Here is a 21,089-nt window from a genome sequence, read left to right on the forward strand (position 1 = left end):
ACCGAAAAAGTAGAGCCCTCTCAGCGAATTCTAATACAAAAAAATAAATTTTTTTACATGAAAGCCTTACACCGATGCCCAGCTCCGCACGATTAGCCTAATTTATTGTGCGTATCTGTCTAGCAAAAATCGGGCAAAATTGCCTTATTTGTATATAGACAGGCAATTGATCACTGCCTGTTGGCGACTGCGTGAGTCGCTGGTTTTTGCCCCACAAAAGCCAGCGCGGGGCACGTACACTCGCCACCGTGTGGGCCCGCACGGTTCACCTGATAATTGTGCCGATAATCTGCAAGCTTATTTTATCGCCTCAGTTGATCAGGTCGTTGTCTGCCGCTTCGCCTGTTAATCTCGATGCCATGCCTGGCGCGGCTTTGGCCGGTCAGGCGCATCGCCACAGGCACTCCCGCTGAGGTCGCGCGCCAAAATCGTGGCGGCCCACCTGCATCACCGCCGCGTCTAGTTTGTGGCGGCAGCCACATCACTAGCCAAATCCCTGCTAGCGTCAACGCACAAGCAAAATTAACGCTGTGCGTATGCCGCAGCCAAGGTCTTGCGCTACTGGTCTGCCTGCTTTTGCAACTAGGCCCGGCATCTGGCCGTCGTCCCTGTGCCTGTGGGTGTCACCCTTGGCGATTTGGCGCCAAGGTCTACACAGTTCAAAATTCAAAGGCTCGCAACGCAAAGGCGTTGGGAGTCTTTAGTGTGCCCAAAAAACCGCCTGGATATTGATTTGGCAGTTGCGGTTTGCGCCACACAAAAACGCCTTGGAACCGCGATTCGATTGAATCGCGGCCCAAGGCGTCAGCCTAAAACCGCTGAAGGTCTCAGTCGGTTACAAGCGCGTTTTTATGTCTCAGTCTTGCCGTCATGCCCGCCGTTGGGAGTCGATCGCGCCAGCGCGCTTATTGCGCCAAAGTGATACCAAGATCGCAAACAATTCGCCAAACCGGTCGGCTGACGCATTCGGCGTCCATTCAAATCCGGCCACACCAGCAGGCAAAGGCAGCGGCAGTGAACCGCTTTGGATCACCAAGTCCGCATCGATCAAATCGGCTCCGCTAGGCAATAACTCCACGAATGCTTGTTGTGACAACATTGCGATCAAGTCAACATATTCCAGCGTCGTTTGATCTAACACCAGCGCCACTCGTACGACGCGTTGCGGATGAAACGCTGCCCGCAGCTGCAACAAATTCCGATAGTAGTTTTCCGTCAGACTATCGATGCGATCGATATATTGTTCCAAATGATCCGCTAACACCACCTGGGTGATCGTTTGGCGGATCACGCGCTCATAGCGCGGATCATCTGCTTGCGCTTGCAAACTGCGGTTGAAGGTATATGCGACGTGTTGGTGAAAGTCTTCCCCCAATGCCAAGGTCCCGCAAGTGATCGTCAGCAAGTTTACGATCAACAATTGCTGATCAGCATCTGAAAGGTCTTGTGACCATTCAGGGAAGGCCTGGACAAAATGCGCCACCAATTGATACATGCTGCCAGCATAGCGCCGAAAACGCTCGATCGTCGTGGCCGCATTTTGATCGCCAGCCGTCAAGTACACTGGCGCAAAATGCATCAGGAAAAAGCCGTACTCAGTTTCCCCCATTAGCTGCTGCCGCGACAATGGCGGCAGCGTGAAGTCCTTAAAGCGCCCATGCCCCAAGGCCAGATCCAAATTAGGCAGCGGATAATCCATGACCGCTTTACTGCGATCGTAAGTCAAGATGTGATTGTTGCTAATGCGCCAATAGCACACCGCTAGATAATACATCGAAAGCTCACGCGCCACTAAATTGGCAGGCTCAGTATCCAACGCGGTATAAAGCGTGTCGACTAAGCGTTCTGCCGTTGCGTGGCTGAGCTGTTTAAATGGCCAAACCGCTCCGGCCGTGGCTTGCCAATACATCATCGTCACGAATAAGCGCAAACGCCGTTCATCCCCATTGAAACTCAAGGTATCCGGCTGCAGCTGCACCCCAAAGGTTTGCGCCAATTCGCGCATCGGCCGCAAATGGCGGGTCACTGTCATCCGCGACATGCCTAAAGCCGCGACAAAGTCTTCAAACGACTCATACTCACCATCCATGACCGCTTGCATGAATTGAAAGGGATCCGTCACGGCGATCATATGAAAGCGCAACTGACCTTCAGGGATCGCAAACAATTCTGCTAATGGGGCGTGCTCATTGCCTACGAGCCCGCCTAAGACCCCCAACAAATCATTATAAATATTATAAATGCTGCCGTAGTTGCGACCCGTCAAATTCGCGACTTGCCGCAAATTCACCTCTTTGACTAATGGAGCACCAGTTTTTTGCGCCGCCAGCCGCTCATCAACCGGCGACTGAACGAGGCGAAGCTGGCGGATCACTTTATAAAGATTCAAGCGATCCAGCGCCGAAGAGGAGAGAAAAATGTCGCCATGTTGCTTTTGCATCAATGCCATATTTTCCCATACCTTTCTCGTGAACGTCTCATCATTTTATATTATATCGATATTTGCACGTCTTTTAAGTCATGATATATAAAAATTATTCATCGTGTTTGAACGAAGTTATACTAGTGACACGGTAATCATGGGTTATGGTATACCCCGCATTTTCCCGGTAAAGTAAGGAAACAGTATTGCGTATACGCGGCTTTGCAACCCGTGTTTAGGCAATAAAAAATGAGGGAGACAAGCAAGCGTCTCACCCCATTATTGCCAAGATTTACCAATCGGTTCAAAGTCTCGACGTTATTTACGGTACATCTTAAATTCTAGAAATAAATCATTGTACATCCCGACGACCGCTGGATCCAGGTCTTGATAGACCTCTGAACGCCGAATGATCGCTTCACTTGGGTAAAATTGCTGATCGTTTTGCACGGCTTTGGGCAGCAGCTTCAACGCCGCTTGATTAGGCGTCGAATAGCCGACGTACTCCGCATTTTGGGCAGCGTTTTTAGGTGTCATCATGAAATTCAAGAACGCATAGATCGCCTTAAAGTGCTTGGCGGTTTTAGGGATCACCAAATTATCAAACCACAAGTTGGACCCTTCTGAAGGCACGACATAATGCAAATGGGCGTTTTCCGCCATCATGTCCGCGGCTTCGCCAGACCAATCCACGGCAATGGCCGCTTCGTTTTCTGCCATATACATCTTGATCTCATCGGCAACGACCGCTTTCACATTCGGGGCGAGCTCATCCAGCTTACCCTTGGCCGCTTGCAGGGTCGGCGCATCAGTGGTATTCATCGACTTGCCTAAGCTCACTAAGGAAAAGCCTAAAATATCCCGCGCAGAATCGACTAACATGATGTTGTCATGATACTGCGGCTTCCACAGATCATTCCAGTGCTGGATCTCGCCAGCATGCACGAACTTGTCGTTATAGATGATCCCCAGCGTCCCCCAAAAATAAGGGATCGAGTAACGATTACCAGGATCAAAACTGCGATCCATCACGTCTGGACTCATGTTTTTGAGCCCGGTCAGTTTGCTTTTATCCAATGGGATTAACATGTTGGCTTTTTTCATCTTTTCGATCATATATTCCGATGGGACGGTCAAGTCGTAATCCGTCCCGCCTTGTTTGATCTTGGTATACATAGCTTCATTGGAATCAAAGGTTTCATAGTTGACGTGATAGCCGGTTTGTTTTTCAAACTTCGTGATCAGCGCCGGATCGATGTAATCGCCCCAGTTGTACAAATTCAACGTGTTGTCGCCAGTCGCGCCTTGAGATTTTTGCAAGTGCGCAGACCACAACGCCAACCCCGCTACCGCTACCAAAATGGCGACAACCAGACTAATGAGTCGCTTCATTGAGCTTCGCCTCACTTTCTGCTTTGTGCTTGGCTTTGCGGGTTTGACTGCTTTGTTGAATGAAGTAATATCCGATCACCAACAATAAAGCAAAGACAAACATTACCCCAGACAACGCGTTGATCTCTAAGCTGATCCCTTGACGCGCCCGCGCGTAAATTTCCACAGCCAAGGTGGAAAAGCCATTCCCAGTCACGAAGAACGTCACGGCAAAATCATCTAACGAATACGTAAACGCCATGAAAAAACCACTCAAGATCCCTGGCGTAATAAACGGCACCACGACCCGCGACAAGATCTGCGCATTGGTACTGCCCAGATCACGTGCCGCATCCAGCATCGACTGGCGCATTTCTTGCAGCTTGGGCAGCACCATCAACACCACGATGGGGATCGAAAAAGCAATGTGACTCATCAACACCGAACCAAAGCCTAAGGGAATCTTCAATGCGGTATAAAAAATCAAAAAACTGGCCCCAATGATGACATCTGGACTGACCATCAAAATGTTATTCAACGACAAGACGGTATTTTTCACGAATGGCCGTGACGTCCGGTGGATCGCCAAAGCCCCTAAAGTCCCGATCGTCGTGGCGATCAAGCTGGACAATAACGCCAACAACAGCGTATCGATCACGATTTGGATCATGCGCGTATCGGCAAACAATGCGGCATAATGGGCCCAAGTGAACCCATGATAATGATTCATCGCGTCGCCTTTGGAAAAGGAATAAAGGATCAAATAGGCGATCGGCACATACAAGATCACAAACACCAAGATCAAATAGAGGTTAGACCACTTAAACTTTCTCATGCGCGCCGCCCCCGTTTCTTCCGTTCACCCGTTAGGAACATAATGATCACCATCGCGACGATCAACACCACGCCGATCGTCGATCCCATCCCCCAGTTCATCGTCACTAAGAAATGCTCTTCGATCGCTGTCCCCAGTGTGATCACCCGATTGCCGCCGATCAAGCGCGTCAGCATGAAGAGTGACAACGACGGGATAAAGACCGCTTGGACCCCAGACTTCACCCCTGAGATCGTCAATGGCCAAATCACCTTGGTGAAAGTCTGCCACCATTTGGCCCCTAAGTCGCGGCTGGCATTGACGAAGCTTTCGTTCAGCTCTTCGATGCCGTTGAAGATCGGCAAGATCATGAAGGGGATCTCAATATAGCTGGCGACAAAAATAAAGGAAAAATCCGTAAATAAGAACTGTTTTGGTGCGATCCCAAGCATCCCCAAGAAGGTATTGATCCCGCCATTTTGACTGAAGATGCCAATGAAGGCGTAGGCTTTCAACAACAAATTGATCCAAGTGGGCAAGATGATCAATAACAACCACAACTGCTTATGCTTGGTGTAATGCAACAAATACGCGGTTGGATATGAAATCAACAAGGTCACCACCGTGATCAAAAACGCATACCACACCGAATTGAACGTCATTAAAATATACGTCCCAGAACTGAAGTAAGTCTGGTAGTTGGCCAAAGTCAAGTGCCCATTGATGTCAAAGAAGCTTTGATAAATGATCAAGATCACTGGCGCGATCACAAAAAGCGCCAACCATAACCCATATGGCACATAAAATGCCATGCTGGTCCCGTTTTTCTTCATCAAATCTTCCTCCTACTCGCCTTCGTAACTTTCCAGCCGCGCGTCAAAGTCTTCTTCAGACTCGTTAAGCCGCATGACGTGAATGTCTTCTGCGTCAAACGTCAGCCCGACGGTATCGCCATCGACAGCAGGATTGGTGGAATGGATCAGCCACTCATTATTCAACCGGTCATAAGCCACGATTTCATAATAGTCGCCGCGGAATAATTGGGTATCAACTTTCACTTGCACCTTGCCGGCGTCGGTTGAGGTGATATCCAAGTCTTCTGGCCGCAACACCACTTCGACGGGTTCGTTGGGCCGCATCCCAGCATCGGCACATTCAAATGTTTTGCCATTGAATTCAACTTGATAATCCGCGATCATATGCCCGGCAACAATGTTACTTTCCCCAATAAAATCTGCAACGAAGTGATTGATCGGTTCATCATAGATATCCACCGGCGTCCCGCTTTGCTGCACTTCACCATCATTCATGACAAAGATCTCATCAGACAAAGCCAAAGCTTCTTCTTGGTCATGGGTGACAAATAAGAAGGTGATCCCCAAGCGCTGTTGCAGCTCGCGCAGCTCGTATTGCATGTCTTTGCGCAGCTTTGCATCTAACGCCGACAGCGGTTCATCCAGCAATAACACCGCCGGCTCTAACACGATCGCCCGAGCGATCGCGACGCGCTGCTGCTGTCCTCCGGATAATTCAGAGATCTCACGATCCCCATAGCCTTCCAGCCGCACCATTTTCAACGCAGATTCCACGCGTTGTGCCACTGCTTTTTTAGGCTTTTTTTGGATGCGCAACCCGTAAGCGACATTTTCAAAGACGTTCATGTGCGGGAATAGCGCATAATCTTGGAACACCGTATTGACCTTGCGCTCATTGGCCGGCACATCGTTGATCCTTTGGCCGTCAAATAAAACGTCGCCTTCGCTCACTTCTAAAAACCCAGCGATAGCACGCAAGATCGTGGTTTTGCCGCTGCCGCTCGGTCCCAGCAAGGTATAAAATTTACCTTGTTCGATTTCGATGTTGATATCTTTGAGCACCACGGTGTCTCCATAGCGCTTGCTCACATGCTGCAATTCAATGATCGTATGACTCACGGTCAAACTCCCCCTTTTAATTAGGCGCGTTATAAATAAGACGCTGTTGCCACCAGCAAGATCTCAGCACGCCCTGCTGACGCATTTTGGATCCGATGTTGTTTGGTGGCATGAAAATAGATCGTTTCGCCTTTTTTGGCTTGATAATCATGTTCGCCCAGCTTCAGCCGCACCTTGCCGGAAACGACGTAGATAAACGTTTCTGCTGGGCTGGGTTCAAAGGTCTTGAATTCCCCGCCGGCCGCAAACGTAATGCGCACCGGCTCCATTTCGTTTTCATTGCTTTGTGGGACTAGCCACTGTAATTGATAGCCGCGGTCTTCATCGACATATTCAACTTGATCAGCGCGCGTATAGACGAGTTGTTGGTTCGGCTCTTCCGAAAAAAACTCCGCCGGCGACTGGCCTAACACATTCAGCAAATCAAAAAATGTCTCCATCGAAGGGGAACTTTGATCATGTTCAAGCTGCGAAATGTACCCTTTGCTTAAATCAGTGCGTTCTCCAAGCTCTTCTTGGGTTAAATTTTTCCGGATCCGCAGATCCCGGATCTTGCGACCAATATCCATACCCGCCTCCAATCATCGAGTTCACTTAAACTAAACTAAAAGTTTAATGCCAAGAACTTATTATAAAGACTGCCAAGAAAATAACAAGCACTTCTTGCAAGAATAATTACGGCTTCGTGAGCGTCTGCATTACTGCACACAAAAACGCCGGCATGATCCTCCGTAAGTGAGGATCATGCCGGCGTTGAAACCGTCAAACTTCTTCTGCTGTCATGGCCGCTGCGTTTTCGGTATAGTTGACGCCTTGGCTCAACTGTTGGGCCAATCCGCCGGTAATATACCCTTGCTCGAGCAGATCATGGATCGCTGCGCGCTCTGCCGCCAAGGCGATGGCGCGCAGTTGTTGCAATTGTGCTTCATATTGCGTGCTTTTATGCTGCGCGATCGCTTTGACACTGGCGATGCGATTGCGATATTGCACGATCAGCGCATAGATCACTTGCCGATTATACCGATGATGCCGCTGTTCAGGTTGCTTTAAGTACGCCGATAACTGCTTCAAACCGCCTTTAGCCAACGTTTTTTCTAACGCTAAGCGTTGTTGATATCCGGCTTTGCTGCGGCGGATCCCCAACAGGTGCATGCCGCCATGCGTGACCGCCAAGCGCCACTTGGCCAAATGCATGCGCACGGTCGGTTTGCCAGCATGCGCCAACATGGTGTCGATATCCGCTTGTTTTTGGCGCAGGCGCTTGGCCATTTTGGCATAAACAGGCGCAGATAAGGTTGCCTTAACCGCTTCTAAAGCTGCCAATTCACCGGCTAACCCGATCCGCCGCAACGTCAACTCGTCGCGCACTAATGGCGGGATCGGGTCTTCACTGGTGTCGGCAGCCAGATCTAAGCGGCGGATCAAAATTTGATATTCACTGATCAGATCTAAAACCGGTTTTTGATTGGCTTCTCGGCGTTCACTTTCCAAGCGCCGCACCGCCATTTGATATAAGAATCGCTGTGCTTGCGCTTGCGTCAACAAACGCGGGGCAGCAGGCGTTTTGCCTTCGTCATCATCGTCGTCGGCAGACACCGTCGACCCCCGCAAGGTCAACGGCGTACGCGTCTTAGTAAACAACGGCAAGCCGACTACGGCCACTATCAGGCTCAACACGACAAACCCCGCCGCGATAAACAGCATCAAATGCCGCTCTGGAAACGGCTGCCCATTGGCCAAGGTCAATGGCACCGCCAACACCCCAACTAAGGTAATGGCCCCGCGCACCCCAGATAAGCCGCTGAGTACCGCCGTTTTGAAACTTGCTTGCGGTAAGTGGCCAAAGACTTGATACCCATACACCCAAGCAACGCGCAAGCTTAAAACCACCAAATACACCAACACCACATCCAGCAATGCCTGCCCGGTGTTCACATCGCGCGCGGTAATGGTTTGATGCATGGCCACCGGTAATTCGATCCCCAAGATCAAAAAAATGATCCCGTTTAAGACATACACCACAATATCCCAGGTCCGCTCTGACACGATCCGCAATTCCGGCAGCGCGGCAATATAGCGATTGCCCCGAGCATTATTCAATAACCCTGCGACGACGACCGCGATCACCCCAGAAGCATGCAGCCCTTCATCAACGACTAAATAAATCAATAACGGCGTCACCAATTGCATGACCGTGTGCAAAATCACGTCATTGAGCCCTTGTTGCAGCAACCACAGCCGCAACAAATTCAACGCTGCCATCAACACCGCGCCGGCAAGGGCGCCAATGATCGCCACAAAAAAGAAATCGCCGATCGCTTGCGTCGCCACAAAACTGCCTGTCACCGTGGCGGCGATGCCATACTTGAAACCGATCAAACCGCTGGCATCATTGATCAAGCTTTCACCGCTGACCAAATGCAAGATCCCTTTAGGCAAATGGACCCGCTGCGCGATACTTTGCACCGCGATCGGATCGGTGGGGCTTAAGATCGCCGCCAGCGCCAGTGCCGCGGCTAAGGGCAAACTGGGGATCAGCCAATGAATGAAATACCCGCCGATAAACGTCGTCGCAAATACTAAGAAAATCGCATTGCCAATGATCGGCCCGCGCAAAGCCCATAATTCCCGCTTAGGAAAATGCCGCCCATCGTTAAATAATAGCGGGGCGGTGAACAACAACATGAACCAATCTGTTTGCATTTGCAGCTTGACTTGAAAAACTAACGCCACCAGCAAACCCAGCCCTGCTTGGATCAGCGATACGGGAATGACCACAACGTAATGGCTGATGATGTTGGAAAGGATCACCAACGTTATCAATAACAAGATCGCTTCAAGTAGGTGCATCCTTGTCCTCCTTATCGATCTTCGCCGATGATGCGGACTTCAGGTTCTAATTGGACGTGAAATTGGGCCGCAACTTCTTTTTGCACCAAATGGATCATGTCCAAATAATCGGTGGCAGTCGCCCCGCCGATATTCACGATGAACCCCGCATGCTTGGTGGAGATCTGCGCCCCGCCGATCACGGTGCCTTGCAAGCCCGCTTTTTGAATCAAGGGGCCGACAAAATGGCCCACTGGCCGCTTAAACACAGATCCGCATGACGGGTATTCTAAAGGCTGCTTGGCGGCGCGCAAGGCGTTGAGGTGATCCATGGTTTCGCGGATCGTCGGCTGATCGCCTGGCTTTAACGCAAATGTCGCGCGGATCACCACATCTTGAGTCTCTTGAACCAGCGAATGGCGATACGCAAACGCCATAGCCGCATTGTCATACGTCTTTAACTCACCGTTGCGGGTGATCACCGTCGCTTCTGACAGACAATCTTGCACCTCACCGCCATACGCGCCGGCATTCATGAATACCGCCCCGCCAACGGACCCTGGGATGCCAGCGGCAAACTCCAGCCCGCTCAAGCCGGCTTGATAAGCGGCTTCACTAGTGTCGATCAACCGGGCGCCGGCTTCGGCGGTGACGGTATCAGCAGTGGCGGTAATGGTGCTCATCGCCGTCAAAATGATCACCAGCCCGCGGATCCCGCCGTCTTTGACGATCAAATTTGACGCATTGCCAATGATCGTCAATGGCAAGGTTTGTTGGCGTGCGTGCGCCAAAAGCATCTGTAGCTCGCCGACGGTTTTAGGAAATGCCAGCAGATCTGCAGGCCCGCCAGTCTTGGTAAAGGTATAGTTGGCTAATGGTTCATTATGCAACAATTGAATCCCATTTAGTGCAGACACACTGGCTGCCACATCATCAAATCCTCTCTGAATTGAACTCGGATATATTTTAACATAATTGTCGCAGACGGTTTTCTCTTGTACACTAGAGAAGATTGGAGTGATCAATGTGAAACTCATTTCTTGGAACGTTAACGGCTTGCGAGCCGTGTTAAAAAAAGACTTCGATGCGACCTTCAAAACCCTCGACGCAGATTGGTTTTGTTTGCAAGAAACCAAAATGCAAGCCGGCCAGGCCACAGTCGATACGCCAGGGTATTATCAATACTTCAACTATGCTCAGCGCAAAGGTTATTCTGGGACGGCCATTTTCACTAAACATCAGCCTGAGCAGGTGACTTATGGGATCGGCATCCCTGAATTTGACGATGAAGGCCGCGTGATCACGCTTGAGTACCCACGGTTTTTCTTGATCACTGTGTACACCCCTAATTCCGGCAGTGAGCTTAAGCGGCTGGACTATCGGCAGCGCTTTGATCAAGCGTTTCAAGCTTATACCACTGAATTAGCCGCCCAAAAGCCGGTGGTTTATTGCGGCGACCTCAACGTCGCGCATCAGCCGATCGACTTGAAAAACCCCACGTCTAATCATCACAATGCCGGCTTTACCGATGAAGAGCGCCAAGACTTTACCCGGCAGCTGGATGCAGGCTTTGTCGACACGTTCCGCCATTTTTATCCGGATCAAACCGACATTTATTCTTGGTGGAGTTATCGCTTTGGGGCACGCAGCCGCAACGCCGGTTGGCGGATCGATTATTTTGTGGCGTCAAATAATTTCATTGATGTCATCGAAGATGCTAAGATCCACACCGAGATCACCGGCAGCGACCATTGTCCTGTGGAACTGGTCACCAAAGATTTAATAGGAGATTAACATGGATTTTATTGCGATGGATTATGAAACCGCCAATGCCAAACGGGCCTCAGCTTGTTCGATCGCGCTGGTCGTGGTTGAAAACAGCCGCATTGTCGACAGTTTCTATTCGTTGATCGACCCGGAAGTAGAATTTGCCCGCCGCAACATTCAAGTCCACGGCATCACCCCGCAAATGGTCCAAGGCGCCCCGAAGTTTCCTGATATCTGGCCGCATATTCAGCACTTTTTCACTGAAAACCGGATCGTTTGTGCGCACAATGCGACTTTTGACGTTTCCGTGCTGCGCCGCAGCCTGGAACGCTACGGCTTGTTGGCACCGCATTATCAAGTGATCGATACGTTGAAAACTTCGCGGGCATTGATGCCGGGACTGGCCAATTATCAACTCAATACCGTCAGTGCCGCCATGCAGATCCCGCTGGAGCATCACCATAATGCCTTAGAAGACAGCTATGCATGTGCTCGGATCTTGCTGGGTCAAGCGCAACGCTTTGGCGTTGACCGCTTGAATGCTTGGCTCAAAGCGGCATAAAGTCCCAGTCACCCATGCGCTGATCGTGCCGATCAGCGCATTTTTTTGGCCTGCCCACAAGCGGCAAGTGCGCCAGCTCGTGGTACAATGGTGGCTAGCGCTTATAGAAAGAAGCTGAAATTAGTGCCTACCACAAAAAAATTGTTCAACAAAGACACCCTCTTGATCCTGCTCGGGAGTTTTTGCTACATGTCCAGCACCATGCTGATCAACCCCTTGATCGTGGGCTTTGCCCATAGCATCGGCGCCAGTGCGATGCTTGCCGGCAGTATTGCCGCCATCATGAACCTGACCTCACTGGTTTTTCGCCCGTTTGCAGGACAGCTGACCGACCGGGTTTCAAAGTTTCGCCTGGCACTAAGCGGCGGGTGCCTTTTGTTGATCGCCGGGTTGGGCTACGCCTTTGCCGCCAATGTCTGGCTGATCGCCTTGATCCGCATCGTGCATGGCTTAGGGTTTGCCTTATGTTCGGTTTGTATGTCGACTTGGCTTTCAGGACTATTGCCGCGAGACCGCATCGGCACCGGGATGGGCTTTTTTGGCATGATGAATGCATTAGGCATGGCAGTCGCCCCGGCGTTAGGCATTTGGATGTATCAGACTTTCAGCTACCGCTGGGCCTTTTTATGTGCCGCCGCATTTAGCGCCATCTTAGTCGTGGTGATCCAATTCATTGCCGACCATGGCCAGCCCAAACGCCGATCAGCGCCGGCAAACCCCGAAAAAAAATTGCGTTTGGTGCAGCCGCAAGTGGTTCCTGTGGCATTGATCGTCATGCTGTTGTCGATCCCTTATTTCACCACGCAATCTTACTTAGTGGAATATGTGGCGGCCCGGCATTTGCACGTGGCCGTTGGCAGCTTCTTTTTGATTTACGCCTTGATCTTATTGGGCTTGCGCGTGGCTTTGAAGGATTACTTCGATCGGCTGCCTTTTCGCCTGTTTCTTTTGGCAGGGGTGATCAGCAGCCTCGTTGGGATGCTGGGGCTGACTTTGATGACGAATAATTGGTGGTTGCTGCTGGCTGCAGCCGGTTTGGCTGGCGGCTATGGGGTGATGTATTCGGTTTGCCAAGCAACGGCTTTGATCGTTGCCCCGTTGAATGAACAAGGATTAGCCAACAGCACGTTTTACATCGGCATGGATCTGGGAATGGTCTTAGGCCCGCTGATCGGGGGGCTGCTGTATGGCAGCGTCCCATTCCAATGGTTTTATCCGCTATTGATGCTGACCTTGCCGCTGGTTGCCTTGGTTTATTGGCGGTTTCACCGCGAATTGGCGCGCTAAGCCGGCCGCAAAAGTTAGCGAATGCTTAAGAACACGCCGGTGACTCGCCTTGATCAATCGGGGTATGTTATTTTACTGGAATAAGGAGGCGGTTTAAATGCGTTGGTTATCCCGACTGTTAGGTTTGGGGATCATTATCATGGGACTTTGGACCTGGCGCGACACGATTTTGCCGCAACTGCCTACCCCCGCGACGCCAACGACGACCTCAGCCAGTCAATCAAGTACGTCTTCGTCTAGTGCTGCCAGCGCTTCCAATACCCCGGCCACGCCCACGGAAAGCATCGTCTCAGGAATGCCATTAGCTAACACTTATGCTTATCACTTTGACAATGGCGTTCCCGCCCGCGAGCAAGCACTGTTTAAACAAGCCGTCGCCGCTTATAACCACACCGGGATCGTCACCCTCACGGCTGGTGCCGGCGGTGCGACGCAAAACATGGTGACATTTGGCGTGTACCACAAGCAAATGGCAACGAATAATGGCACCTTTGAACTTGGTCATGGCGGCCCGCAGATCATCCGCCGCTATGGCTTGACCACCACGACGGTGAATCACGGCAGTGCCCAGCTCAATTTGACTTATGCTTCTGAACTGTCGTTATCAGTTGCGATGCATGAACTTGGCCATGCCTTGGGCCTTGATCACAGCACGGCGGTGACTTCGGTGATGTATCCCGTCGATCAAGGCGTCACGACCCTATCGGCAGCTGATTTAGCCGGGTTGCGCGCGATTTATCCTGCCGCGCAGCATTAACTAGTGCGCCACTAACGTTTCGTCAAAAGCACTAAGGCGCAGACTCAAGTCTGCGCCTTAGTGCTTTTGCTTGCTGCTTATGCTTGTAGCGCGGCTGCTAAGGCTTGCGCCCGCTTGCCTTGACCAGACACTTTAAGATGCCGCAAGTCGTCATCGTTGTCGTCTTTTTCGATTTGGATCAACACATAATCTGCTGGCAAACAGACGCCTAAAAATTCCGGCCACTCGACCACGCAAACGCCGTCACCTTCAAAATACTCTTCCAAGCCTAAGTCTTCTGCGCCGCCATTTTCCAGCCGATAAATATCCATATGGTAAAGCGGCAAGCGGCCATCGGTATATTCGCGCACGATCGTAAACGTTGGCGATTTGATCGGCCCGGCAATGCCTAATCCCGCCGCTAACCCCTTCGTCAAGCTCGTCTTGCCGGCGCCTAGATCACCGTCTAATAACAAGACATCTCCGGCTTGCAACTTCGGCGCAACGGTGGCTTTGGCCCATTGCTGCAATGCCTCTTCACTTGCAAAATCCATGCTATCATTTGGCAGGACCCTTTTTTCAAGGGGATATCCCATCTAGACCTGCCGCTCCTCATTGCTGATTTGACTTGATTATCGCATCCAAGCACACAAAAAGCCACTGCATGCAGTGGCTTGCTTGTTGTGCCGCAATTATAGCGCTTGAGCTGCCGTAATGATGGCCAGCTTGTAGACGTCTTCTTCGTTGCAGCCGCGAGATAAATCAGCGACTGGCGCATTCAAGCCTTGCAAGATCGGGCCGATGGCTTCAAACCCGCCGAAGCGTTGCGCGATTTTGTAGCCAATATTGCCGGCTTGCAGATCTGGGAAGATGAAGACATTCGCTTGCCCGGCTACCTGAGAATCTGGTGCCTTGAGCTTGGCGACAGTTGGGACAAAAGCCGCATCAAATTGTAATTCGCCATCTAATGCGAGCTCAGGCTTCAAGTCATGGGCGATCTTCGTTGCTTCAACCACTTTGTCGACTTGCGGGGCCTTGGCAGAACCCTTGGTGGAAAAGCTTAACATGGCCACTTTAGGGTCGATATCAAACAGCTTCGCCGTACGCGCAGATTCTACCGCGATTTCAGCTAATTCTTGGGCGTTAGGATCAATGTTGATGGCGTTGTCAGCGAACAGATACCGTTCGTCGCGGCCGCGCTGCATAATAAACGCACCAGAGATCCGAGTCGCATCCGGCCGGGTCTTGACGATTTGTAAAGCCGGGCGCACGGTGTCAGCCGTTGAATGCACCGCACCGGAAACCATGCCGTCTGCTTTGCCCATGTAAACCAGCATCGTCCCGAAGTAATTCGGGTCTTTGACCATTTCGTCTGCTTGTTCCGGGGTGGCCTTGCCCTTACGGCGTTCGACGAAGGCTTTTGCCATTTCATCGTGGAACGCATCCGTCTTTGGGTCGCGGACGGTAACTTTAGTGATGTCGAAGCCTTTTTCAGCCGCGACTTTAGCGATCTCAGTCGCATCCCCCAGCAATAACGGCTTGATCTCGCCGTCAGCTGCCAGGCGTACAGCAGCCCCGATGATCCGAGGATCTGTACCTTCTGGGAAAACGATGCGCAAACCTTTACCAGCGATCTTGTTGCTCAAACTCTCAAATAAATCCACGATAGTGTCCCTCCATAAAAGCGTTTTACTGTGTTAATGATAGCCCTTTTATGCCGGTTTGACTAGTCCTTAAGTGTACTAGGAAGTTGCCAATTTATCGGTGATTCGCCCATCGCCCTTAGAGCCGCGTTGGTTTTTGAAAACGGTTTACTGCCAAAAAAACCTCGATAAGCACTCAGCGGACTCGGATGCGGGGACTGGATGATGACATTTTTTTGGGTATCGATCACCCGCGCTTTGGCCCGCGCCGCCGCACCCCACAAAATAAACACCACCTGCCCGCGCGCAGACAAAGCGGCGATCGCGGCATCCGTCAATTGCTCCCAGCCGTGATTTTGGTGTGAATATGCCTGTCCAGCGCGCACGGTCAAAACGGCGTTGAGCAATAAGACGCCTTGTTGCGCCCAAGCTTTCAAATACCCATGCGTCACTGGCAAACAGCCGACATCGGCTTGCAGTTCCTTGTAGATATTTTGCAAAGATGGCGGCAAAGGCACCCCTGGGGCGACGGCAAAACTGGCCCCAACGGCTTGATTCGGCCCATGATACGGATCTTGGCCTAAGATCACGACTTTGGTTTTGGCAAAAGGCGTCCACTCAAAGGCCTGGAAAATATGATGCATTTCCGGATAAATCGTTTGGGTTTGATATTCTTGTTTCAAAAATTGGTGTAATTGGGCGTATTCCGGGCTGGTGAACACCGGTTCAAGCACCGTTTGCCAATCATTATGGATTATCGTTTTCATGCTCGTCCCTCCCTCTTTATTCTACACTGCCCCACCTTTGTGCTCTAGCCCAAACATGGTAAACTGTAGGCAGACACGGCAAACACGCACACGCCAAGGAGGCATGACATGATCAAGTTGATCGCATCAGACATGGACGGGACATTGCTCAATGACAAAATGCAGATCTCTGATGGCAATGCAGCCGCCATTCGCCGCGCACAACAAGCCGGCATCGAGTTCATGGTGGCCACTGGCCGCGGCTTAAGCGAAGCCCAGCCGCTGGTGCAAGCACACGGGCTAAAAACCGCCTTTATCACCTTGAATGGGGCGCGGGTATTTGATACCGACGGCCAGTTGACCGTTGATGAACCCTTGCCTGAAGCGATGGTCGCCTTGACGCTTGAGACCTTACAAGCCCGCGGGCTATATTTTGAATTAGTGACCAACCAAGGCATTTACTCCGACAGCCGCGTCCGTCGGATCCAAAATGTGGCCGATGTCCTGGTGCGGCTCAACCCTGATACCAGCTACAAAATCGCGGTTGCATTGGCGGCTGCGCGCTTAGAGTTGATGGAAATCAACTATGTCGATGACTATAACGCGCTGGTCGCCCAAAAAGACGTCGAAGTGATGAAAGTGATCGCCTTTTCGCAGCAAGGCCAAAAAGCCCTCGCAGAGCCGCAGCAAGTGCTGGCAAAAAGCGGTGAGCTGATCATTACCTCAAGTGCGGTCAATAACATTGAGATCAACTCGCGCAAAGCCCAAAAAGGGTTGGCCTTAAACGCGTATGCCGCCAAAAAAGGGCTGACCTTAGAAAACTGTATGGCCATCGGGGATAATTTGAATGATGAATCGATGATCACCATGGCCAAATACGGGGTTGCCATGGGCAATGCCTTGCCAAAGATCAAAGCCTTGGCGCAATGGACCACGGCGATCAACACCAAAGACGGCGTCGGGATGGCCATCGATAAGGCGATCGCTTTAAACGCCGCGGAAAAAGCCGAGTGATCCGATTCGCTTAAGGAGGTTTCACGGGTGCTGTTTTATGTAGATGCACAATCATTAAAAGACACCGGGATGAGCGTCGTCAAAGATGGTGACTTTAAGCCCGTGTACATTCTTAACGGCCGCCATGGTCTGGCTAATGACGGATTCAATTTGCACACGATCGGCGGCCAAGAACTGGGAGAGATCCGGCAAAAAACCGTCGGGATCTTTCCGCGTTATGACCTTTATGTGGCCCGCCAGCGCGTGGGTTCGATCAAAAAAATGGCTGGCGTGTGGCGTGAATTTATTTTTGTTTCAGACCTCAATTGGATGATCATCGGCAATTTATTGGCGAACCAATACCATATATACCACGGGGTCAAATCCATCACGACTATTGCTGAAGCCGGCACAGCTTCCAATACCGTGTTTAAACTTGAAATCGATGACCCGAATAACGTCGCCGCTGGGTTGCTGATCGCCGCGATCCTCGACCGTTGGCGGCAAGTCCACAACGCCAACCCCTTGGTGCGCCATGACAATGTCGGGATGAGTTTTGGGATGTAACCATCAAAAAGGTGTCGCTGACGGGTTTGTCAGCGGCACCTTTTTGACTGGCTTATAGCGCTTTGAGCATGTGATTATAACGGTGACTGCCGATCATCAACTCGCCATGCTTTTGATAACCGACGCGGCGGTATAGTTTTTCTGCCCGTGGATTCACTTGATCCACATTCAAGCTCAATAAGTGTTCCCCACGTGCTTTCAACAAGGGTTCGACCCCGGTTAACAACGCGGTGCCGATCCCATGACCGCGCGCTTCATCGGCAACGGCTAAGGTATCGACATACCACTCACCAGAATAGGTTTCCGTATCCGGGAATAACGCGGCGTCTTGGGCGATCCCGATTTTCGGCAATAACGGCGCAAAGGCATCGTCGATATGCGCTTCTTGGCCATGCGGATAGCCCACTAAGATGCCATCTACGCGGCCATTTTGCTCATGGACAAACGTCTGCGCAAACCCATACCGATAATCCTTGAGCAAAAAGGCCTGCTCAAAAACGGGATACAAGGTCGTTTTAGGTAATTTCATCAGCGCTGGGATCTCCATCTCTTCAAAAACAATGTCGATCAAAGGCACCACTGCCTGCGCATCAGTTGGAACTGCTGGTCGGATCATGAACGTGTTATCGCCAGATCAATGGATCAGCCGCGGCGGCGATAACTCCCTCCATTCACCCGCGGCAACTTCTAGTATAGCATCTCTTTAACGATTGTTGACCACGATCCTGGCATGATTGTTTACTGATCGCTCGCGTGTTAAGCTAAGCCGTTACCATCAAGGAGGACACACATTGACTAGCGTTAGATTCTTAAACGGTTTAAATACGCTCGGCGGCAACATTGTCGAAATCGCCACGGCGACCAGCCGGGTGATCACAGATTTTGGCCTCGCCACCACAGCACCTGCTGCTGGCGGCAGCGCCGCAAACCCGCTTCCAAATTTACCGGAGCTGTTTGCCGATACTGCCGACGCATTTACCGATGAAGCGATCGTCATCACCCATTGGCATCATGGCCACATGGACGCTTTGCGCTATTTGCAAAAAGCCGTGCCCATTTACTTATCGCCTGCCAGCATGCGCTTATATGCCGCTTTAGTCGCTTTAGGCCAACAAAAGCCGCTGGCCAATGTGCATCCCTTGCCGTTAACGATCCCCTTGGCCATCGGCGACTTAAGCGTGACTGGTTTTGCCTCAGATCATGACGAACCTGGGGCCATGGCCGTTTTGATCGATGACGGCGACCACGCTTATCTGACTTCTGGCGATGTGCGCTTAAACGACGCGCACCAAACCGCAGTGGCCAAGTGGTGCCAGGCGGTGAAAAAACGGCATGTCAAAATGCTTTTTCTTGATTGCACCGCTTTTGCCAACGAGATGCCGCCAGCTGGTGCCGCGCCAACGCTTTTGAATGAAGCGGACTTACAAGCGGCGATAGCAGATTGCTTAGCCGCCAGCTCGCAGTTGGTGGCAGTCGATTGCGACCAGCGCAACTGGCAGCGCTTGGCGGCATTGCAAACAACCGCGCATCGCCATCACCGGCAAGTTGCTTGGCCGCCAGCCACCGCGCAGCTGCTGGCGCAAGTCGCGCACATCACGCCGGATGGCCCGATCCGCTTGGCCCAATTGCGCGCGCAGCCAAACCGGTATGTCGTCGCCACCACCCCAGCCACAGTGGGTGCGCTAGCTGACTTGCCCGTGGACCTTTATTGTCATGTAACCACCGAAACGGCTGCCGTTTTCCCGCCGTTATGCGCCAAATTGCAGCCGCTGGTCCGGACTTTTGCAGTCGCCAGTCATGCCACGGCACCGGATGTCATCCGCTTGTGCCAAATGGTCGCCCCAGACATTGTCGTGCCTTGGCATTGTTTAGCGCCTGATCGTGCCGCCGCCGCGTTGGATGCGCACACCAAAGCCGCCGTCTTGCTTCCTGAAAAGGAGCTTTATTATACGGTTGATGCCGAAGAAAACGGCGACGAGCCTGGTATGTGAGCCGATTTTTTACAGAAAAGTCGGCACTGATCCGTGCATTTTACTTTCCTTTTCTTAGGAAAAAGGCGTAAAGTAATAGGGTAATACCCACGAGGAGGCAATCATGTTAACCAAGAAATTCTACGACGAGATGTTCGCCCACTCCTTCAATATCCCAGTCAAGGTTCAATACTGGGACCATACGGAGCAGACATACGGAGATGGCCCTGCAGAGATCACGATCGCTTTTCATAAGGAGATCCCGATCCGCACCATCGCCAAAAACGCATCTTTGGCACTCGGTGAAGCCTATCAAAAAGGCGACATCGACGTCACCAGCCAAATGCACCATCGGCCATTAGAGACCCTTTTGACCGCTGCTTATGAAAGTGCCGGCAGCTTCATGCGCAATAAGAAGCTGATGCGCTTTATTCCAAAACAGTCTCACTCCGAGCATAAGTCCAAGGCCGATATCCACTCGCATTATGATATCGGTAATGATTTTTATCGCTTGTGGCTGGATAAGACCATGACTTATTCCTGTGCTTATTTCGATGATTGGCACGACGATCTGGAAACTGCACAGAAAAACAAAGTCGAACACATCTTGCGCAAGCTGAATCCCCAACCCGGCCGGACCTTCTTGGATATCGGCTGCGGCTGGGGCACGCTGATGCTGACCGCCGCTCAAGAATATCATCTTGATGTGGTTGGCATTACGCTGTCTGAAGAACAAGCCAAATTTGTCCAAGATCGCATCGATGCGCTTGGCTTGCAAGACCATGCCCAAGTGCTGTTACGCGACTATCGCGAATTGGACCACGAACCATTCGATTATGTCACCAGTGTGGGCATGTTTGAACACGTCGGTCAAGAAAACTTAGGCCTGTACTTCAATGACGTCGCTAAGTTGATGAAACAAGGCGGTTCGGCTTTGATCCATGGGATCACGCGCCAACAAGGCGGCGCTAATAACGCCTGGCTGCAAAAGTACATTTTCCCAGGCGGTTATGTCCCCGGTTTAAGCGAAAACGTCGATCACATCATCAACGCCGGTTTACAGATCTCTGATCTGGAACCGCTGCGCCGCCACTACCAACGGACCACTGAACTGTGGGACAATAACTTCAATAATGTGCGCGAAGACGTGATCAAGTTGATGGGTGGCGAGTTTGCGCGGATGTGGGACCTTTATCTGCAAGCTTGTGCTGCCAGCTTTGCTTCTGGCAATATCGATGTCATGCAGTTTTTGGTAACCAAAGGCGCTTCTGGCACCGGTTTGCCACAAACCCGCGAATATATGTACGAATGATCCCCGGCAAAATGGCGCTGCGGCACACTGCAAAAGTGGCCGCAGCGCCATTTTTGCGCGACGGATTTACACTGTAAGTGCAACAAATTAGCCAAATAGAAAAGACTCGTAGCCTGAGTCCTTGTAAAATGAAATC

Annotated in this window: 20 protein-coding genes; 8 read left to right on the forward strand and 12 right to left on the reverse strand. The window is 51.4% G+C overall.

Features of this window, described 5'->3' with window-relative positions:
* Window positions 1-868 precede the first annotated feature (868 nt).
* From EKM91_RS05605 to murB, 8 genes are all read right to left on the reverse strand, one after another.
* A complete protein-coding gene (locus tag EKM91_RS05605; RefSeq protein WP_125751047.1) occupies window positions 869-2,449 on the reverse strand; it encodes a helix-turn-helix domain-containing protein in 1,581 nt (526 codons plus the stop codon).
* Window positions 2,450-2,740: 291 nt separating this feature from the next.
* Window positions 2,741-3,814, reverse strand: coding sequence for an ABC transporter substrate-binding protein (locus EKM91_RS05610; RefSeq protein WP_125751050.1), 1,074 nt, complete (start codon window positions 3,812-3,814; stop codon window positions 2,741-2,743).
* Complete coding sequence (locus EKM91_RS05615; RefSeq protein WP_125751053.1) at window positions 3,798-4,628, reverse strand: ABC transporter permease; 831 nt, start codon at window positions 4,626-4,628, stop codon at window positions 3,798-3,800. The genes EKM91_RS05610 and EKM91_RS05615 overlap by 17 nt, the downstream gene beginning before the upstream one ends.
* Window positions 4,625-5,440, reverse strand: coding sequence for an ABC transporter permease (locus EKM91_RS05620; protein ID WP_125751056.1), 816 nt, complete (start codon window positions 5,438-5,440; stop codon window positions 4,625-4,627). The genes EKM91_RS05615 and EKM91_RS05620 overlap by 4 nt, the downstream gene beginning before the upstream one ends.
* Before the next feature lie 12 nt (window positions 5,441-5,452).
* Complete coding sequence (locus EKM91_RS05625; protein WP_125751060.1) at window positions 5,453-6,541, reverse strand: ABC transporter ATP-binding protein; 1,089 nt, start codon at window positions 6,539-6,541, stop codon at window positions 5,453-5,455.
* Between the two features lie 29 nt (window positions 6,542-6,570).
* Window positions 6,571-7,110: a helix-turn-helix domain-containing protein gene (locus EKM91_RS05630; RefSeq protein ID WP_125751063.1), complete on the reverse strand. Its 540-nt coding sequence runs from the start codon at window positions 7,108-7,110 to the stop codon at window positions 6,571-6,573.
* Window positions 7,111-7,303: 193 nt separating this feature from the next.
* On the reverse strand, window positions 7,304-9,391 hold the full coding sequence (locus tag EKM91_RS05635; protein ID WP_125751066.1) for a cation:proton antiporter: 2,088 nt from the start codon (window positions 9,389-9,391) through the stop codon (window positions 7,304-7,306).
* Window positions 9,392-9,402: 11 nt separating this feature from the next.
* Entirely contained in the window at window positions 9,403-10,299 is an 897-nt protein-coding gene (murB, locus tag EKM91_RS05640; RefSeq protein WP_338015982.1) for a UDP-N-acetylmuramate dehydrogenase, read from the reverse strand.
* 97 nt (window positions 10,300-10,396) lie between these two features.
* Between murB and EKM91_RS05645 the strand changes: the two genes are divergently transcribed.
* From EKM91_RS05645 to EKM91_RS05660, 4 genes are all read left to right on the forward strand, one after another.
* Window positions 10,397-11,164, forward strand: a complete 768-nt coding sequence (locus EKM91_RS05645) for an exodeoxyribonuclease III (protein WP_125751069.1) — start codon at window positions 10,397-10,399, stop codon at window positions 11,162-11,164.
* Window position 11,165: 1 nt separating this feature from the next.
* Complete coding sequence (locus tag EKM91_RS05650) at window positions 11,166-11,699, forward strand: 3'-5' exonuclease (protein WP_125751072.1); 534 nt, start codon at window positions 11,166-11,168, stop codon at window positions 11,697-11,699.
* An 87-nt stretch (window positions 11,700-11,786) separates the two neighbouring features.
* Window positions 11,787-12,986, forward strand: coding sequence for an MFS transporter (locus EKM91_RS05655; RefSeq protein WP_125751075.1), 1,200 nt, complete (start codon window positions 11,787-11,789; stop codon window positions 12,984-12,986).
* Between the two features lie 97 nt (window positions 12,987-13,083).
* Window positions 13,084-13,743 (forward strand): matrixin family metalloprotease, encoded by a 660-nt coding sequence (locus EKM91_RS05660; RefSeq protein WP_125751078.1) that lies wholly within the window; start codon window positions 13,084-13,086, stop codon window positions 13,741-13,743.
* 77 nt (window positions 13,744-13,820) lie between these two features.
* Here EKM91_RS05660 and tsaE read toward each other — a convergent pair whose 3' ends face one another.
* The 3 genes from tsaE to EKM91_RS05675 form a co-directional block, all read right to left on the reverse strand.
* A complete protein-coding gene (gene tsaE / locus EKM91_RS05665; RefSeq protein WP_125751121.1) occupies window positions 13,821-14,276 on the reverse strand; it encodes a tRNA (adenosine(37)-N6)-threonylcarbamoyltransferase complex ATPase subunit type 1 TsaE in 456 nt (151 codons plus the stop codon).
* 138 nt (window positions 14,277-14,414) lie between these two features.
* Window positions 14,415-15,386, reverse strand: a complete 972-nt coding sequence (pta, locus tag EKM91_RS05670; protein ID WP_125751081.1) for a phosphate acetyltransferase — start codon at window positions 15,384-15,386, stop codon at window positions 14,415-14,417.
* 62 nt (window positions 15,387-15,448) lie between these two features.
* Window positions 15,449-16,132, reverse strand: coding sequence for a uracil-DNA glycosylase (locus EKM91_RS05675; RefSeq protein ID WP_125751084.1), 684 nt, complete (start codon window positions 16,130-16,132; stop codon window positions 15,449-15,451).
* A gap of 108 nt (window positions 16,133-16,240) precedes the next feature.
* Between EKM91_RS05675 and EKM91_RS05680 the strand changes: the two genes are divergently transcribed.
* Both EKM91_RS05680 and EKM91_RS05685 read left to right on the forward strand, forming a co-directional pair.
* A complete protein-coding gene (locus tag EKM91_RS05680) occupies window positions 16,241-17,125 on the forward strand; it encodes a Cof-type HAD-IIB family hydrolase (RefSeq protein ID WP_125751087.1) in 885 nt (294 codons plus the stop codon).
* A 27-nt stretch (window positions 17,126-17,152) separates the two neighbouring features.
* On the forward strand, window positions 17,153-17,671 hold the full coding sequence (locus tag EKM91_RS05685; RefSeq protein WP_125751090.1) for an LURP-one-related/scramblase family protein: 519 nt from the start codon (window positions 17,153-17,155) through the stop codon (window positions 17,669-17,671).
* Window positions 17,672-17,723: 52 nt separating this feature from the next.
* On the opposite strand, the gene EKM91_RS05690 is transcribed toward EKM91_RS05685, so the two are convergent.
* Window positions 17,724-18,287: a GNAT family N-acetyltransferase gene (locus EKM91_RS05690; protein ID WP_125751093.1), complete on the reverse strand. Its 564-nt coding sequence runs from the start codon at window positions 18,285-18,287 to the stop codon at window positions 17,724-17,726.
* 175 nt (window positions 18,288-18,462) lie between these two features.
* On the opposite strand from EKM91_RS05690, the gene EKM91_RS05695 reads away from it, so the two are divergent.
* Entirely contained in the window at window positions 18,463-19,662 is a 1,200-nt protein-coding gene (locus EKM91_RS05695; RefSeq protein ID WP_125751096.1) for an MBL fold metallo-hydrolase, read from the forward strand.
* A 103-nt stretch (window positions 19,663-19,765) separates the two neighbouring features.
* Window positions 19,766-20,953 carry an SAM-dependent methyltransferase gene (locus tag EKM91_RS05700; protein WP_125751099.1) on the forward strand — a complete coding sequence of 396 codons (1,188 nt, stop codon included), beginning with the start codon at window positions 19,766-19,768 and terminating at the stop codon, window positions 20,951-20,953.
* The last annotated feature ends 136 nt before the right edge of the window (window positions 20,954-21,089 follow it).

The sequence above is a fragment of the Lacticaseibacillus baoqingensis genome (assembly GCF_003946165.1).
Lineage (GTDB): Bacteria > Bacillota > Bacilli > Lactobacillales > Lactobacillaceae > Lacticaseibacillus > Lacticaseibacillus baoqingensis.